Origin of the sequence: Flavobacterium sp. DG2-3 (assembly GCF_030730925.1) — a bacterium.
GTDB lineage: Bacteria > Bacteroidota > Bacteroidia > Flavobacteriales > Flavobacteriaceae > Flavobacterium.
The window spans coordinates 40,204-54,857 of the sequence record NZ_JAVAMB010000021.1 but is presented as its reverse complement, the minus strand read 5'-3'; the positions used below and the strand labels follow the sequence as shown (position 1 = coordinate 54,857).

Here is a 14,654-nt window from a genome sequence, read left to right as displayed (position 1 = left end):
GCTGCTTTTTTGAGGAGTTTAAACTAGATGATTTTCTTAATTACGCGTAGATTATGTGTGTGTTTATTCAGTTCAGGATTATAAATGCCAGAATGATCCAAACGGTCAATACGAACTTTACCGCTTGCATGGATAATGTAATTGTTTTCCATAATGATCCCGACGTGAATGATGTTTCCTTCGGCATTATCAAAAAAAGCTAAATCGCCTGGTTCGCATTCTTCGATAAAACTTAACGGTTCGCCTTCAAGTGCTTGTTGTGATGCGTCTCTATGAATTTTATAGCCGTTTAATTTGTAAACCATTTGAGTAAAACCAGAACAATCAATTCCGAAAGGCGTTTTTCCGCCCCACAAATACGGAGCATTCAAATACATAAAAGCAGTTTTAATAAGCGCACTTTTAGGTTTTATGCCACTGGTTTTAGTTCCTTCAAAATCAAAATTAGAAGTGTTGATTTCGTTATTGTTTAGAAAAGATAACGAAGCCCCCAACGGAATTGGAAGCAAAAGATTATTTGGAGCTGTGATGTAATCAATTAAGTCGGCATTTAAGATTATGGCCTCTTTGCTCAACTGATCAAACTGCTCTTTAGAAATTACCTGATATTGCTTAGAATCGACCCAGCCTTCGTAGTCGTCAAACTGAATCCGAATTTTAGCCCACTGATTTTGGCGTTCTAAAATTTCGATGTGTTCGCCAAACAAAAGCTGTGTTACGATTTCACTTCTGTCACTAGCTTCAGCTCGAACGGGTACTATGGCAAGATTGCAGATTCCGAACATGTATGGAAATTTATAAGTTGAAAATCAGGAGTCATTTATTGATAACTCCTGATTTTTATTGATATTGTTTTAAGCTCTTTCGATAACAATTGCCGATGCTCCACCGCCACCGTTGCAGATTGCAGCAGCTCCAGTTTTTGCATTGTTTTGTTCTAAAACGTTTAGCAAAGTTACGATGATACGCGCTCCAGAAGCTCCAAGAGGATGTCCAAGAGAAACAGCACCGCCGTTTACGTTTACTTTATCGTTATCTAGATTTAAGATTTTTGCATTGGCTAATCCAACAACAGAAAATGCTTCGTTGAATTCGAAATAATCCACATCTGAAATTGAAATTCCAGCTTTGTCTAAAGCTTTCGGTAACGCTTTTGCTGGACTTGTAGTAAACCATTTTGGTTCTTGCGCAGCGTCTGCATAGCCTTTTATGTACGCTAAAGGTTTTAATCCTAAAGCGTTTGCTTTTTCTTCAGACATCAAAACTAAAGCCGCAGCTCCGTCGTTGATTGTAGAAGCGTTAGCAGCAGTAACAGTTCCGTCTTTAGTGAAAACTGGTGCTAAAGAAGGAATTTTATCTAATTTTACATTAGTATATTCTTCGTCTTTTGAGAAGATAACTGGTTCACCACGTCTTTGAGGAACTTCAACAGGAACCACTTCGTTATCGAACTTTCCAGCGTCCCAAGCTTTTGCACTTCTTTCGTAAGATTGAATTGCGAAAGCATCTTGTTCTTCACGACTAATGTTGTATTCAGTTGCACATAAATCAGCGCAAACTCCCATTGCGTTGTTATCGTAAGCATCTGTCAAACCATCTTTCTGCATACCGTCCAACATTGTAGCTGGACCAAATTTGTTTCCAGCACGCATTTGCACATAGTGTGGAATCAAACTCATGCTTTCCATTCCGCCTGCAACTACAATTTCAGCATCTCCGCACGCAATTGCCTGAGCGGCGAACATTACAGCTTTCATTCCAGAAGCACAAACTTTGTTTACAGTTGTAGCAGCAACTTCTTCAGACAAACCGGCAAACAGTGCTGCCTGACGCGCTGGAGCTTGTCCAACACCCGCCTGAATTACATTGCCCATAAAAACTTCATCAACAAGTTTTGGGTCAAGATTGATTTTTGAAAGCGCTCCTTTTATGGCAGCAGCGCCTAATTTTGGTGCAGGTACAGTAGATAACCCGCCCATGAAACTTCCGATAGGTGTTCTAACGGCAGAAACGATAACAACTCTTTTGTTCATGTTCTGTTTAATAATAGTTATCTAGCAAATTTACTGTTTATTTGAATAAATTCAAATTTTGTATTGAATCGGGTGAATTTTAAATTTAAGGTGAAATTTTTGTTAATTCTATTCGTTTGATTGTGAAGTGGTTTTGAAAAAAGATGAAAAAAAACTAAAAAAACTCAAAAAAAAGCTTGTGAGAAATGGAATGTTGTTATACATTTGCACTCGCAAAACGGAAGCAATTCCTTGAGCAAGGAGAGGTGCCAGAGCGGTAATGGAGCAGATTGCTAATCTGTCGACGGGTAACCGTCGCCAGGGTTCGAGTCCCTGTCTCTCCGCTTAAATTTTGCCTCGGGGTGTAGCGTAGCCCGGTTATCGCGCCTGCTTTGGGAGCAGGAGGCCGCAGGTTCGAATCCTGCCACCCCGACAGAAACTTTGCCATAAAGTTTTAAAACAAATGGTTCCATAGCTCAGCTGGATAGAGCAACGCACTTCTAATGCGTAGGTCGAAGGTTCGAATCCTTCTGGGATCACAACAAAAGCCACTCAATTTGAGTGGCTTTTTTGTTTTGTACAATCTGCTCATTTTACCGATGATTTTTAAGGAGTTTTCGATTTAATTGATTTAGAATTGTATTTTTATATAAACTTTTCTAATACCACAAATCAATGGAATCTCTTATATCAAAATATAAAAGTTTAGGAATTGCCGATGTATTGCATTATGAGAAATTTAATTTGATTTCTATTAGCCATCATTCTACAAAAATTGAAGGATCAACGTTAACTGAATTAGAAACTCAAATTCTCTTAGATAACGGTTTAACACCTAAAGGAAAACCAGTGAATGATACATTTATGGTTACAGATCACTTTAATGCACTACATTTTATCATTGAGAAAGCAAGAAATAAAACGCCAATAACAATAGAATTGATTAAAGAAATTAATTCTTATGTAATGAAAAATACGGGAGGCCTTTACAATACTGTTTTTGGAGAGGTGGATGCTAGCAAAGGAATGTTTAGAAAAGGAAACGTAACTGCTGGAGTTTCCTATTTTCCTAATTATGATAAAGTGGAAAGATTGACTAATGATCTGATTGGATTTATTAATGAAAAAATGAAAACAAATTTATCAGTCGATGAAAAATTAAATTTATCGTTTGATGCTCATTTTAATCTTGTTAGTATTCATCCGTTTTATGATGGAAATGGCAGAACTTCAAGATTGCTGATGAATTATATCCAGGCATTTTATGATGTTCCACTTGCCATTGTTAATAGCGAAGATAAGCAAGAATATATTCAGGCTCTGATTGATACAAGAGAAAAAGAGGATATTGGGATTTTTCGAGAGTTTATGAAAAAGCAATATGAAGAATATCTTTTAAATGAAATTAAAAAGTTTGAAGATGGGTTTTCTTCAAAATCAGGAAAAGGGTTTGGTTTTCTTTTTTAGATCATGTTTTACCTGTTAGGAGCGTCTCTTTATTTTATTCGAAGAAAATAGTGGCGTAAGTCCTCTCTGATAATAAAATTCCGTTATCGGCAAAATATGCAATAAAATATCCTGTTCGAATAGTTTATTTTTGACGATAGCGGAATTTATGATGTTTTATTGGTTTAAAAAATTAATGCCAATCTTTTGAACTCAATTAAAGTGACGAAATTTTTAGCATTTTTAATGTTCATCATGGCCTGTAGAATCTTTTTCCTCAGTCATATCTATAGTTTTTGGATGCAAGGTCACCAGCTGTAAAACGATGGCAGTGACAACAACAAATAGGAGCATTATAAAAACGTTTCTCATTCCTCCATTATCAGCTGCTTTTCCTAAAAACTCAGTGATAACGGCTCCAGCCGAAATACCTACAAAATTCATAATTCCATATCCAGTAGCCCTGTAGCGAGGTGCAACAAACTGACAAAGAATCGGCATATTGTTCGTGTCGTATATTCCAAATCCAAGTCCAAAAAGTATAGCCCCAAAAATAATAGCCTCTATATTAAAGCAGTAACCAAATAAAAATAATGCCGGGATGGTAAGAAATAATCCAATAACGCTGGTGTAAATTCGTCCTTTAAGATGTTTCATCACCCATCTGTCTGAAATGGCACCACCAATTAAAACGCCAAAAAAAGAAGACATGGAAATGGTGACGGTTGCCATTGGTCCCGCTAAAGACATGTCTAAATGTAAAGTTTCGGTAAATAAGGTGGGCAACCAGTTTTTGGCGGCCCAGCCTGGTAAACTTGGTGCAGCGAAATAAAAGAGTAAAACCCAAAAGGAGATATTTCCAAATAATATTCCCAATCCTTTAAACATTTGCCTGAATTCATAATTGACAGATGATTTTTTTGAAGGATCAAAAAAGTAGACTTTCTTTTCCTGTAAAAAAAACAGCAGTACTATACTATAAAGCACACCGAGTAAACCTACAGAGTGAAAGCTGAAATGCCAAGAAAAATGCTTCGAAATAGTGGCTCCAAAACCACCCAGTGCCTGTCCTAAATAAATTCCGGTAGTATGAATCGCGATTGCAAAAGAGCGTGTTTTTTCCTGATGGTAATCTGCAATCAAGGATAGTGCAGCTGGAATATAAAAGGCTTCGCTAAAACCCATAATGCCACGCAAAATATAAATCTGATTGAATGTCGTGGCATAACCCATCGCCATAGTCACACCTGACCAGATAAAAAGACTTCCTATAATTATTCTCTTTCTGTTAAACCGATCCGCTATAATTCCTGAAACAGGACTCATGAGCGCATATATCCAAAGGAAAATAGCCATCAAAAGACCGAAATTTTCAGCTTTAGCCAGTTCAGGAATGTCATCCATCATCGCTGATTTCATAGTGGAGAGCATTTGTCGGTCTAAATAATTCAATAAAGCAACAAACCATAATAGGGCAACAACAATCCATGGATAGGATTTTTTTTCATTCAATTTTGCAATCATTCTCTTTTTTCAAAATAAAGGCCGAATATACGAATTCAAATGCAACAGCAAAGAATTGGATTTCCATGTTGCTTGTTATAATTTGTGCCTGGACTAAACTAGTTAAGACAAATTAGAGTCTTTAATTTATTAAAAGTAGAAGTTCTTAGAATACTTATCTTATCTCTTCTACTATTTACATATTTTAAATGCTTCATTAAATGATCCTTATGTACTGAATATAAAGCAAAAGCCTTCATAAATGAAGGCCTAGCTGTTAATTTTTATTTGAAAAAATAAAAATGGAAAATAAATTTGAAATCAGAGCTGCAATCACCCAAGACCGCATCCAGAGGAATATAAAATTGTTGCTTTCACCATAATTTGTATATGCTAATGTTAGGGTTATAAAGAAGGTAGTTATCAAATTTTTTAAAATTTTTCTAAATGATTTCTTTATGATGACTTCTTTTACTTGCATCTTAATTTAAATTTATCAGTTGAGGACCAAATTCTTCGTAAAAAATATTTTCTTCACTTATATTTAAATTGAGCAGGCTCTGATATTGTGTTCTGATAAAAATTTCTGGACCGCAGATAAAAAATCTTGCTCCGCTGAGCTTAATTGAGTTACGGCATTTTTCAAGATCTACTCGTCCTAGTGAAGTATTTGATGGCAGGTCTGTATCATTTTCAATTGTTTCATAAAAGGTATAAGTTTCGAGCCATTCTGAATTTTGGTTAAAATGCTCAATCTGTTTTTTAAAAGCATGTACAGTTTCATTTCTGCATCCATGGATCCAGACTGTTTTTTTATTCTGTAGAGAATTTATGTTCGTTTCCAGCATACTTAACATTGGAGTAAGTCCAACACCTCCGCTTATAAGTACCAATGGGTCCTTTGAATCTTTTTCTAAGTGGAAAAGACCGGCAGGAGCAGAAATTGAAATAATATCTCCTTCGGACTTGGAATGCAGGGCATTGGATACTCTGCCTGACGGATTTGAATTCATGCCAGTTTCTTTTTTAACAGAAATTCTATAGTATTCTCTATTATAAGAGCTTGACAAACTGTATTGTCTTGGCTGAAGCAGATTTAGTTCCTTGATAAAAACTTGGACACTTATGAACTGGCCAGGATGAAAATCGGCTATTTCTTTTCCGTCCTTCGGATAGAGGTAGAATGATTTAATCTCTGATGATTCCTGTTCGATTTTTTTTATAATAAATTCTCGCCAGCCATTCCATCCTCCGTTTTTAGATAAATTTTCAGCGTAACGCTCTTTTTCAAGGTTTATCATGATGTCTGCCAGCTGGTAATAAGCAACCGTCCACGCTTCTAGAATTTCATCTGTGGCTGGCTCACCAATTACTTCCTTAATTGAAGCAATCAGATGATTTCCTACTATTTTGTAATGCTCGGGCTGTATGTTCAGGCTGACATGTTTTGATCCTATGCCTTTTAGCACGCCAATCAGTACGCTTGGGTTCTCTATATTTTCTGCGTAAGCCAGTACGGCATTGGCTAAAGCCGATTTCTGTTTTCCGTTGGCTTGGTTACCCATGTTGAACATATTTTTAAGTTTAGGATGGTGCCTAAACATTCTTTCATAAAAATAATTGGTAAGCACTTCACCGCTTTCGCGGAGGATAGGTACTGTTGCGGCGATAAGCTCTTTCTGAGTTGCAGTCATTTTGTGTTCTTTTAGATTTTATAAATATTTGGAATTCAGTAATTCAAATTGCATTGAATCCTGCATCCACAAATTTAATCTGGGAGATATGCTGCTTTTTATGATTTCAATCATAAAGAGAAATCATAAGTGTGTGACAAAGATATTAACTTCAAAAAAGTTTTAATTTCTGTATTTATAAGTATTTGTCGTCCTGTTATAAAAAATGATTCAATATTGGAAGGTGATTTTATTATTTATGAATAAGGTCTCTATAACACAGATAAAACAAATCAGATTTTCGATAAATAGGCAAAATCCATCGTTGAGAAAAGAATTAGCCTCATTGGCTCTTAATTGAGTTTTTTTGTTTTAACAAATAAAAAACTCAATGTTTACGGGCGTTTCTGGCTTTTAAAAATATTTTGAAGTAAATTGCATCTTCATTTTAATTCTAATAACAAATAAAAATTTTTACTACGCCCCATGAATGAAGAAACAAATCTGTACAGAAATACCAAGAAAACCAGAAACTTACTTTTGTATGCTAGCGGAATCAGTGTTTTATTAGCCATTGCATTTTTATATGGCATCGGAACTTTTGATGGAATATTTAAAGTAAAGTTATCGATTGCCTCTGGCGCTATTCTTTTAATAATGCTTGTTTTGACATTTAAAATGCTTGCAAGCGTAAAAGATAAGTCTCCATTGATTCAAATAGATTCAAATGGGTTTTCTGGAAGAACAACTCCAGTCGCAAAAGCCTTTGGAAGAATAGAATGGCAAGATGTTACCGATGTGCAATTAAACAAAGTAGGAGGTGACACTTTGGTTGCGGTTACAATTGACAATATTACGAAGTACGAAGGCCGTGTCTCTAAGTTTCTTTGGAAAATGGCTCATGATGAGCAAAATTCTAGAGTGAATATAATGTACTCTGCATCTGAAGTAGATATTGATGCAAAAGCTTTATACGATTTATTCTTAAGCTATTGGAAAAAATAAAACGAAAACGCCACTCAACTCAGTGGCGTTTTCGTTTATAATTAATTTCTTCCGGCAGCCCAAAAAATAGAATTTCGAAGCAGCGTAGTGTAAGCTTCATTTTGAAATAATTCTGGCGCGTGTCCCATAAAAATATATACATTTCGGGAAGCAAAATGATCGTTTGTCCATACCACAGGATGATCTCCCATTTTTATTTTTGAATCGGGCTGGTAAGTAGATTCGTCGACGGAAGCCAGAACATGAACATTTGGTCTCGGACTTTTATCATAAGTATACCATTCTTCTTTTTTGATGAGAAAATCAGACGGAAGATTTTTCGTTGTAGGATGCAATTTATCTTCAATAGTAACTTTACCGCTTGCAAAATCGGGTATGTAATTCTTAAATGTGATTCCTCCCATAAAATCAGAAAACCATTTCCACATTGGATATCCGTCAAATTCTCCAAGTAAAGTAGCATGATGCAAGCCAATCCAGCCGCCTTTTCCGCTGTTCATATATTTTTGAAAGGCCTGCATCGATTCTTCGCTCCAGGTATAAGGAGGATAATCTAATTGTATAAAGACTTGATAGTTTTTTAAAAGTGCTTCATTGATTGTTTTAGTATTTTCAATATAATCAATTGTAAAACTGCTGTCAGCTGCAAGTTTGTTTAGCCAAGGTTTTGCTGCTTTTGTAAAATCCAGATGATGTCCGCCATTTTCATATAAAACCAAAGCTTTAAAACGTGATTTTTTTTGTTTTTGGGCTAAACAATTCTGCTCTACAAAACAGCCTGAAATAAGTAAAATAAAAAATATTGAATTTTTCATGAAAGCATTTTTTATGTTTAATTAAGGTTCAACCATTGCGGTTATGGCTTGTAAAAACCATGCTGAATGCGGAATCCATTGCTCGGTCCAGCGCCATTCGTTGCCTTTGTCTTCTGTTTTAAAATCAATTCCAGAACCATCTCCATTTCCATCTTTGCCTGTAATTCCGTTAGAGATTCCGCCTTTTTCTGAACCGTGTCCATAATTAGAATGCATATAAGGAACGTTGTTTTCTCCAAATTTGTACAAGAAACACATTGAATAGGGATTACAGCCTAAAATCCAAGACAATTGCTGTGATGCGAATAAATCGAGTTCTTTTTTTGTGCTGCTGTTTTTTGGAATCGAAATACTTTTTCCGCCTTCTATTGCTGCAGTTGCTAATGAAGCTAATCGGGCATTTTCGCCTTGCCACCACCAGCCAGTTTCATTTTCATGCGGAATAAAAAATCCGTCTTGAATTTTATTATTATATAAAAAACTTTGTCTCGCATACCCAAACGGATTTGCCACATTGTTTGTAACAGATAAATTATAGTCTAAAGCTTTTTTAATGACATTTTGGGCAGCATTCCTTTCTTTATTGTCAGTTTCCTTTTCCAAATATCTTGTAAGCGCAACGATTGGCAAACCTGCATCGGCGGCGTGCCAAAACGGACGATTTCCGTCGTTGCTTCTAAACCATCCTTTATCCGTCATTCGGTCTTCAAGTTTATGCGCCCATTTTCTGGCTTCATTTTTATAAAAAAAATCATTGGTCGCAATCCATAATTCTGTCACTGCCATCAAAGCACAATAATCGTCTATAATGTTTTCTTTTCCGTCGTCGTCATATTTGGTATTGTTACTTAAAAGATGCGCATAAGCTCGTTTGGCACCGTCTAAATATTGTTTTGAAGTAAAATCGCCGCTTTTATTCCATTTTGAAATTCTGGCAAGCGAGGCTATTGCCATTCCGGCGCCTTCGCGAAAAGCAGATTGGTATTCATCTGTCGTAACACTATTGGCTTTGAGTCCAACAATTCTTCTCGCTGCTGGATTTTTATCGAAATAACTGAAAACAATCATATAGAAATAATCTTCATCAGAAAGACAGCGCATCATATAATCGGCACCCCAAATAGCTTCGTTATCTAGAGAATCTTTTATTTTCCATTGTCGAAGCTGTTTTGAGATTTTTTCAGAAGTATTGATTAACGACCAAGTAACCAAAGGCGTCTGCTGTGGCGATACAAAATTGGCGTAAGCTAAATGAGAAAAATATTTGCTTACGTCTCCAGATGCATCGCACCATCCGCCGTGAACGTCTACTTTTTTTGTGCTTCCAAATAATAGCATGTTCTTGTCCGCTTCCAGTTCTTCAGGAGTATTGGCTCTTTGCTTGTTATAATAATGAACAATCGAAGAAATGGTTCTTTTAGCCAATATGTTTTCTTCTATAGAAAAACGGGCAGAAGTATAAATTTGATCTGCAATTTTGAATGTAACTTTATAATTTCCAGGTTTTTGAAAAGAGGAAAAATCGGCTTTATAATAAAAAATGCCAAGTTTCCAATCGGCTACACTTTCTGCTTTTCCAATTTTAGAAGTAAAAACTGTTTTTCCAGAATCGGCATCTATAAGGTCAAAAGTTGAATTTAAAAGATTGCTATAATATTCAATAATGGCAATTTTTGGACTCTTCGGATCAAACCCAACTTGATTGACAAAAATGACCGTTTTGCTATAAGCCGAAACAGAAAAGAACAAAACTAGTAATGCACAACTTAATTGTTTTCTGAATTTTATCATGGTTTAGTTTTTTAGCTAGTAGAAAAGGCAAATTACAAAAAAGAGAAATTTTACCTAAACCAAATTGTTTTGTTCTAAAAACCTAAAACCTGCAAAACAGATTAATTTTAGTATCGTTTATGCTAAAAATAAAAAAATGCTGATGTGTATTTGATGTGATTTTTTGCAGGCAAACAGTTTTAATTCATTATCCCTTTCACGTTTTTCATCTGACTGAAACATTTAGAGTGAATTTCTAGTCCTTCTTTGTACTGCTCTGCACTCATTCCGTACAAATAAGGTTTATTTTCTAAATCAATTTTATTATAAGAGGAAATTTCAAATTGATTTTGAATGGAATCTGACTGTCTGTTATCTTTTTTATTGGTATTTTGGTTTGTCATAAAATTAAAACTTAAATGGAAAAACGGGTTATAGTATTTTAATTGCTTACGAGGTTAAAAGTTTTATTTTTTCGATTGCTTGTTTGTTTTCATGAGCGACTTCTACTAAGGCGAGTAAAACATCATTTCTTAAAATTGTTTTGTTTCTAACGTTTCTAATTAATGCTTTGCTTGGTGCTGGCTGCCCTTTTTTGACCATACAAGCAATGGTAAGATCTACATAAGTTACAGGTAAATGCTTATCTATAAATTCGTAAGCTTTTTTATTGTGAGAATTATCTTCTTTAAAATTGCTATTATTGATTAATTTTGACATATATTTGCTAATTATTATTTACATGGTAATGGTTTATGTAAATGTAAGAATATTATTATATTTATTATTCTTTTTAATGTTAAAAAATATATTTTGGCTATATATTTCTATGAATTTTAATGATGATGTATCACGAGAAACTAAGTAAATTCTTTAAGGATAAAGGATTAAAGCAGAAAGAAGTTGGGGCAATCTTAGGATTTAGCCCTGCTATGATTGGAAGATATTTACATGGAACGGCTAGTATTGGTTCTGAATTTATTATTAGCTTAAGTAAAAATTTTCCGGATGTGGATTTGAATGATCTTTTTGCTCATGATGAGCAGAATATGGTTAATGAAGCTGGAGCAATTTATGAAAAGCAAACTATTTTGAATGATCTGCAAGAAATAGAAGGCCGTATTCATGATATAAGGTTGCGCTTGGCAGACACAAAGTTTGAGGAATAATACATAATGAATTCCAAAAACGGCTAACAATTCTAAATTTTACAGTATTAATTAAACCACTCTATTGGAGTGGTTTTTTCTTTTAAAATAGCTGACTTTTAACTAAATAAATGCTAAAGGGTTAAGCTTTTTTTTATTAAATTTGGTTAACAATTTCTAGCAGTAACCAATATGGAAAAATTAAAACGACCGGTTTATGTTAAACCAGGAGCGGATGATTTTTTTAAAAAGATGCGTTTAGAAGTGAATGAAACGGTCTTAAAAAACTCGTCCTTGTATGTATTAAATGTTGTGAAGTCTTTAGGGCTTCTGGCAGTATTTTTTTTGTTCTACGCCTGTATTTTAATTTTCGGGAACCAGACCCCCTTATTGTTTCTTTTTTATATTTTGTCTGGTATTACAATGATCGTTTTATTTATAAATGCTTTTCATGATGCTGCACACGGAGCTTTGTTCAAAAAGCCAAAGCATAATGAATGGTTTTTATATGTTTTAGAACTTTTTGGCAGTAACCATTGGCTTTGGATGCGGCGGCATATAGGCCTGCATCATGCGTATCCAAACGTGCCAGATTGGGATATTGACATCAAACAAAGTGATATTATTCGAATATTCCCAAACAGTCCACTATTTAATTATCATAAATACCAGCATATTTATATGTGGTTTATTTATCCGCTTTACAGTCTAAATTGGCTTTATATAAGAGATTTTAAAGACTTTTTTGGAAAAAAAAATAATTACGTAAAGAAAGTAGTAGACAAAATTCCAAAGCAGGAAATCTACAGGCTTTTTGCGGCCAAGATTATCAATCTCATATATTTGCTTTTTATTCCGATGATGCTTTTGAGCCAGCCTTGGCACATGGTTTTGTTGGCTTGGCTGTGTATGCACATGTGTGGCAGTGCAATTGGTGTGGTGGCTTTGGTTTCGACTCACGTTGACGAAGATGCCCATTTTCCAGGCACAGATGAAGACGGAAATCTTTCGGACACTTGGGTTGTGCATCAAATGATTGTAACAAAAGATTTTAGCACAGAAAGTAAATTGGCTAATTTTTTATACGGCGGATTTACGCATCACGTTGCACATCATCTTTTTCCAGCTGTTGGGCATACGTATTATCCATATATAACGCCAATTATAAGACGTTATGCAGAAGAATATAATCTTCCTTATACTTCTTATCCATTTTATCATGCTGTTCGTTCTCATTTTAGAATGCTGAAAAACAAAGGTGTAAAGGAAAATATTTTAGCTACAGGTGAGATATAGCTGTAAAAGGTACATATAAAAAAAGCGGTTTTCTAAAACCGCTTTTTTATGCTTGTATTATTCTTTAATTTCAGCATTTTGCTTTTTGGTGTTCAGATCTTTTAAAAAGGAACCTGTAATTTCAATATCAAAATTATCTTCTTTAAAAACCGTCAATTTAGATTCTGAAAATTTGTAGACATTGATTTTATTGTTTTTAACATCAATAAACAAGTCATACGAATAAGTGCTGCAGTCATGCTGTTTGCATCCCCAAGCGTGCAGGATATTATCTTGCTTTTCGAAAGGCGTTTCGGTATTCCAGTTTTTTACCATTTGGTCGTAATCAGAACCTAGTAGTTTTTTTAATCTTGGAGCTAAACTGCTTTTGGTTAAAAACTGCGTTCCGATGACGCTGGTAGAATTTAAATTGTATAAAGAATCATTTGGGTTTATAACAATACTATCTTCTTTTAAAGCTTCTGTTTTTATAGAAGTAGAATCTGTTTTAGGAATACTTTCTATTGTTTGTTTTTTGCACGAAATAAACACAAAACTGCTTAAAATTACCGTTGAAAAGTATGTGGCTCTGTAATTCATAATACAACTGGTTTTAGAATTAATAATTTTAATTTACAAAGTCGTAATGATCTTATTTTCATAAAGATATTAAAAATAATGTTGCTTTAGAATTAATTTAGTGCAGATTGTAAATTTTAAAATGGAAATCTGATTAATCGGTTTTTAAGTTTTTTTGTTTAACTTCAAATTTTTAAAATTATCAGGCAATGAATCACATTTTCAAAATCTTAGTTTTTGCTCTTTTCGGAATTAGTTCTTTACAGGCTCAAAATGAAGTTTATACATCTCCAGTAGAAGTTACAATTTCAGATACGACATTTGTAAATCTGAGAGATTACAGCAATGATTTTGTATATGACATGAAATATGCAACCGAAGATAATTTTCTAAAAACCAAAGTGTACGACTGTGCAGAATGCATGCTTCGTTTAAAAACTGTAAAAGCTTTAATTGCGGCCAATCAAGATTTTTTGAAGAAAGGTTACAGAATCAAAATATTTGACTGTTACAGACCTTTAGATATTCAGAAAAAAATGTGGGAGATTGTATCGAATCCGATCTATGTTGCCGATCCAAAAAAAGGCTCCATCCATAATAGAGGAGGAGCCGTTGATATTTCTTTGGTAGATATAACTGGAAAAGAAGTGGATATGGGAACTTCTTTTGACTTTTTCGGAATTATGGCCAGTCATAATTTTAAACAGCTTTCAAAAGAGATTCTTTCGCAAAGAGCCTATTTAAAAAAGACAATGATTAAAAATGGCTTCAATTCGTTTGATTCTGAATGGTGGCATTATAATTTAAAAACCGGTTTAAAAGATAAAGTGTCCAACCAAAAATGGAAATGCGATTAATTATTCAACGCACCTAATATTTTCCATAAAATAAGTATTCGGATTGGTAACTTTTCCGGTTAACTCAGATGTAAGTTCTCTTTTTACAATGTAATCTTCAATATTAGTAAGGTATTTTACTCGCATAATCGAAATCGGTGACTTTTTCAGTTCTTCGTAATTGTCTTTCATAAACATGAAAATACCTGTGTTTACACGATTATTATACCCTTTTTCATCACGAATTAAGGTTCCGCAATTTTCTTGATCGATATGCATTAAGGTTACAATTTTTCCGTTTTCTAACTGTAAAAAGATTTTAGAGTTCTTATCAAAACAATTGGCTTTAATAAAATCGTTACTTTTTTGAATTCCTTGTAAATTTAAAGTAGGCAATCCGTCAGTTTGAGCTAATGAGAAGAAAATATAATTAGAGTTTCCTCCAAAATGTTTTTCGCTCATTAAATACTCATTCGTCACTTTGTAGCTCCCGATTGAGTCATTTACATTTACACTGTATTCACATGGTTTTTGTGCAAATGCGGTAAAAGTCAATAAAAAAAGAGTTAGTGTAATTAGTTGTTTCATTGTA

General features: G+C 34.3%; 16 protein-coding genes and 3 tRNA genes. 8 read left to right on the top strand and 11 right to left on the bottom strand.

From position 1 onward, the window contains the following. Positions 1-23: 23 nt before the first annotated feature. Both Q9Q97_RS20485 and Q9Q97_RS20480 read right to left on the bottom strand, forming a co-directional pair. Complete coding sequence (locus Q9Q97_RS20485) at positions 24-785, bottom strand: C40 family peptidase (RefSeq protein ID WP_306160524.1); 762 nt, start codon at positions 783-785, stop codon at positions 24-26. Positions 786-854: 69 nt separating this feature from the next. Then, positions 855-2,033 carry an acetyl-CoA C-acyltransferase gene (locus tag Q9Q97_RS20480; RefSeq protein ID WP_306160522.1) on the bottom strand — a complete coding sequence of 393 codons (1,179 nt, stop codon included), beginning with the start codon at positions 2,031-2,033 and terminating at the stop codon, positions 855-857. A gap of 239 nt (positions 2,034-2,272) precedes the next feature. Here Q9Q97_RS20480 and Q9Q97_RS20475 point away from each other — a divergent pair. The 4 genes from Q9Q97_RS20475 (at position 2,273) to Q9Q97_RS20460 (ending at position 3,479) form a co-directional block, all read left to right on the top strand. Beyond that, a tRNA-Ser gene (locus Q9Q97_RS20475) sits at positions 2,273-2,356 on the top strand. Between the two features lie 14 nt (positions 2,357-2,370). Then, positions 2,371-2,445, top strand: a tRNA-Pro gene (locus Q9Q97_RS20470). A 32-nt stretch (positions 2,446-2,477) separates the two neighbouring features. After that, a tRNA-Arg gene (locus tag Q9Q97_RS20465) sits at positions 2,478-2,551 on the top strand. 136 nt (positions 2,552-2,687) lie between these two features. Further along, on the top strand, positions 2,688-3,479 hold the full coding sequence (locus Q9Q97_RS20460) for a Fic family protein (RefSeq protein ID WP_306160520.1): 792 nt from the start codon (positions 2,688-2,690) through the stop codon (positions 3,477-3,479). A gap of 222 nt (positions 3,480-3,701) precedes the next feature. Here Q9Q97_RS20460 and Q9Q97_RS20455 read toward each other — a convergent pair whose 3' ends face one another. The 3 genes from Q9Q97_RS20455 to hmpA all read right to left on the bottom strand — a co-directional run bounded on the left by Q9Q97_RS20455 (position 3,702) and on the right by hmpA (position 6,655). Then, a complete protein-coding gene (locus tag Q9Q97_RS20455) occupies positions 3,702-4,982 on the bottom strand; it encodes an MFS transporter (RefSeq protein WP_306160518.1) in 1,281 nt (426 codons plus the stop codon). Positions 4,983-5,238: 256 nt separating this feature from the next. Beyond that, positions 5,239-5,442, bottom strand: a complete 204-nt coding sequence (locus Q9Q97_RS23290; protein WP_371878226.1) for a DUF2798 domain-containing protein — start codon at positions 5,440-5,442, stop codon at positions 5,239-5,241. 1 nt (position 5,443) lies between these two features. After that, positions 5,444-6,655, bottom strand: coding sequence for an NO-inducible flavohemoprotein (gene hmpA / locus Q9Q97_RS20450; protein WP_306160517.1), 1,212 nt, complete (start codon positions 6,653-6,655; stop codon positions 5,444-5,446). 465 nt (positions 6,656-7,120) lie between these two features. Here hmpA and Q9Q97_RS20445 point away from each other — a divergent pair, with 465 nt between their 5' ends. Beyond that, complete coding sequence (locus Q9Q97_RS20445) at positions 7,121-7,639, top strand: STM3941 family protein (RefSeq protein WP_306160515.1); 519 nt, start codon at positions 7,121-7,123, stop codon at positions 7,637-7,639. A 41-nt stretch (positions 7,640-7,680) separates the two neighbouring features. Here the strand turns inward: Q9Q97_RS20445 and Q9Q97_RS20440 are convergent, their stop codons facing one another. The 4 genes from Q9Q97_RS20440 to Q9Q97_RS20425 form a co-directional block, all read right to left on the bottom strand. Then, the gene (locus Q9Q97_RS20440) at positions 7,681-8,454 is read right to left on the bottom strand and encodes a ThuA domain-containing protein (RefSeq protein ID WP_306160513.1); all 774 of its coding nucleotides are present in this window, start codon (positions 8,452-8,454) and stop codon (positions 7,681-7,683) included. 21 nt (positions 8,455-8,475) lie between these two features. Continuing rightward, positions 8,476-10,245, bottom strand: a complete 1,770-nt coding sequence (locus tag Q9Q97_RS20435; protein WP_306160511.1) for a glycoside hydrolase family 9 protein — start codon at positions 10,243-10,245, stop codon at positions 8,476-8,478. Between the two features lie 179 nt (positions 10,246-10,424). Next, positions 10,425-10,628 carry a hypothetical protein gene (locus tag Q9Q97_RS20430; protein WP_306160509.1) on the bottom strand — a complete coding sequence of 68 codons (204 nt, stop codon included), beginning with the start codon at positions 10,626-10,628 and terminating at the stop codon, positions 10,425-10,427. A 46-nt stretch (positions 10,629-10,674) separates the two neighbouring features. Further along, entirely contained in the window at positions 10,675-10,944 is a 270-nt protein-coding gene (locus Q9Q97_RS20425; RefSeq protein ID WP_306160508.1) for a hypothetical protein, read from the bottom strand. Positions 10,945-11,063: 119 nt separating this feature from the next. Here Q9Q97_RS20425 and Q9Q97_RS20420 point away from each other — a divergent pair, with 119 nt between their 5' ends. Together Q9Q97_RS20420 and Q9Q97_RS20415 are read left to right on the top strand one after the other, a co-directional pair. Continuing rightward, positions 11,064-11,393, top strand: a complete 330-nt coding sequence (locus Q9Q97_RS20420) for a helix-turn-helix domain-containing protein (RefSeq protein ID WP_306160506.1) — start codon at positions 11,064-11,066, stop codon at positions 11,391-11,393. 171 nt (positions 11,394-11,564) lie between these two features. After that, positions 11,565-12,668 carry a fatty acid desaturase gene (locus tag Q9Q97_RS20415; protein ID WP_306160504.1) on the top strand — a complete coding sequence of 368 codons (1,104 nt, stop codon included), beginning with the start codon at positions 11,565-11,567 and terminating at the stop codon, positions 12,666-12,668. Positions 12,669-12,725: 57 nt separating this feature from the next. Here Q9Q97_RS20415 and Q9Q97_RS20410 read toward each other — a convergent pair whose 3' ends face one another. Beyond that, entirely contained in the window at positions 12,726-13,247 is a 522-nt protein-coding gene (locus Q9Q97_RS20410) for a hypothetical protein (RefSeq protein ID WP_306160502.1), read from the bottom strand. 188 nt (positions 13,248-13,435) lie between these two features. Between Q9Q97_RS20410 and Q9Q97_RS20405 the strand changes: the two genes are divergently transcribed. Continuing rightward, entirely contained in the window at positions 13,436-14,083 is a 648-nt protein-coding gene (locus Q9Q97_RS20405; protein ID WP_306160500.1) for a M15 family metallopeptidase, read from the top strand. Here the strand turns inward: Q9Q97_RS20405 and Q9Q97_RS20400 are convergent, their stop codons facing one another. Further along, positions 14,084-14,650 carry a hypothetical protein gene (locus Q9Q97_RS20400; RefSeq protein ID WP_306160498.1) on the bottom strand — a complete coding sequence of 189 codons (567 nt, stop codon included), beginning with the start codon at positions 14,648-14,650 and terminating at the stop codon, positions 14,084-14,086. It lies immediately after the preceding gene. Positions 14,651-14,654 lie beyond the last annotated feature (4 nt).

What these genes read in the sequence shown, in the direction of transcription:
- Q9Q97_RS20485 (WP_306160524.1), bottom strand. Translation starts at nt 785, where the DNA reads ATGTTCGGAATCTGCAATCTTGCCATAGTACCCGTTCGAGCTGAAGCT.
- Q9Q97_RS20415 (WP_306160504.1), top strand. Translation starts at nt 11,565, where the DNA reads ATGGAAAAATTAAAACGACCGGTTTATGTTAAACCAGGAGCGGATGAT.
- Q9Q97_RS20430 (WP_306160509.1), bottom strand. Translation starts at nt 10,628, where the DNA reads ATGACAAACCAAAATACCAATAAAAAAGATAACAGACAGTCAGATTCC.
- Q9Q97_RS20460 (WP_306160520.1), top strand. Translation starts at nt 2,688, where the DNA reads ATGGAATCTCTTATATCAAAATATAAAAGTTTAGGAATTGCCGATGTA.
- Q9Q97_RS20445 (WP_306160515.1), top strand. Translation starts at nt 7,121, where the DNA reads ATGAATGAAGAAACAAATCTGTACAGAAATACCAAGAAAACCAGAAAC.
- Q9Q97_RS20400 (WP_306160498.1), bottom strand. Translation starts at nt 14,650, where the DNA reads ATGAAACAACTAATTACACTAACTCTTTTTTTATTGACTTTTACCGCA.
- Q9Q97_RS23290 (WP_371878226.1), bottom strand. Translation starts at nt 5,442, where the DNA reads ATGCAAGTAAAAGAAGTCATCATAAAGAAATCATTTAGAAAAATTTTA.
- Q9Q97_RS20455 (WP_306160518.1), bottom strand. Translation starts at nt 4,982, where the DNA reads ATGATTGCAAAATTGAATGAAAAAAAATCCTATCCATGGATTGTTGTT.
- Q9Q97_RS20440 (WP_306160513.1), bottom strand. Translation starts at nt 8,454, where the DNA reads ATGAAAAATTCAATATTTTTTATTTTACTTATTTCAGGCTGTTTTGTA.
- hmpA (WP_306160517.1), bottom strand. Translation starts at nt 6,655, where the DNA reads ATGACTGCAACTCAGAAAGAGCTTATCGCCGCAACAGTACCTATCCTC.
- Q9Q97_RS20420 (WP_306160506.1), top strand. Translation starts at nt 11,064, where the DNA reads ATGATGATGTATCACGAGAAACTAAGTAAATTCTTTAAGGATAAAGGA.
- Q9Q97_RS20410 (WP_306160502.1), bottom strand. Translation starts at nt 13,247, where the DNA reads ATGAATTACAGAGCCACATACTTTTCAACGGTAATTTTAAGCAGTTTT.
- Q9Q97_RS20425 (WP_306160508.1), bottom strand. Translation starts at nt 10,944, where the DNA reads ATGTCAAAATTAATCAATAATAGCAATTTTAAAGAAGATAATTCTCAC.
- Q9Q97_RS20405 (WP_306160500.1), top strand. Translation starts at nt 13,436, where the DNA reads ATGAATCACATTTTCAAAATCTTAGTTTTTGCTCTTTTCGGAATTAGT.
- Q9Q97_RS20480 (WP_306160522.1), bottom strand. Translation starts at nt 2,033, where the DNA reads ATGAACAAAAGAGTTGTTATCGTTTCTGCCGTTAGAACACCTATCGGA.
- Q9Q97_RS20435 (WP_306160511.1), bottom strand. Translation starts at nt 10,245, where the DNA reads ATGATAAAATTCAGAAAACAATTAAGTTGTGCATTACTAGTTTTGTTC.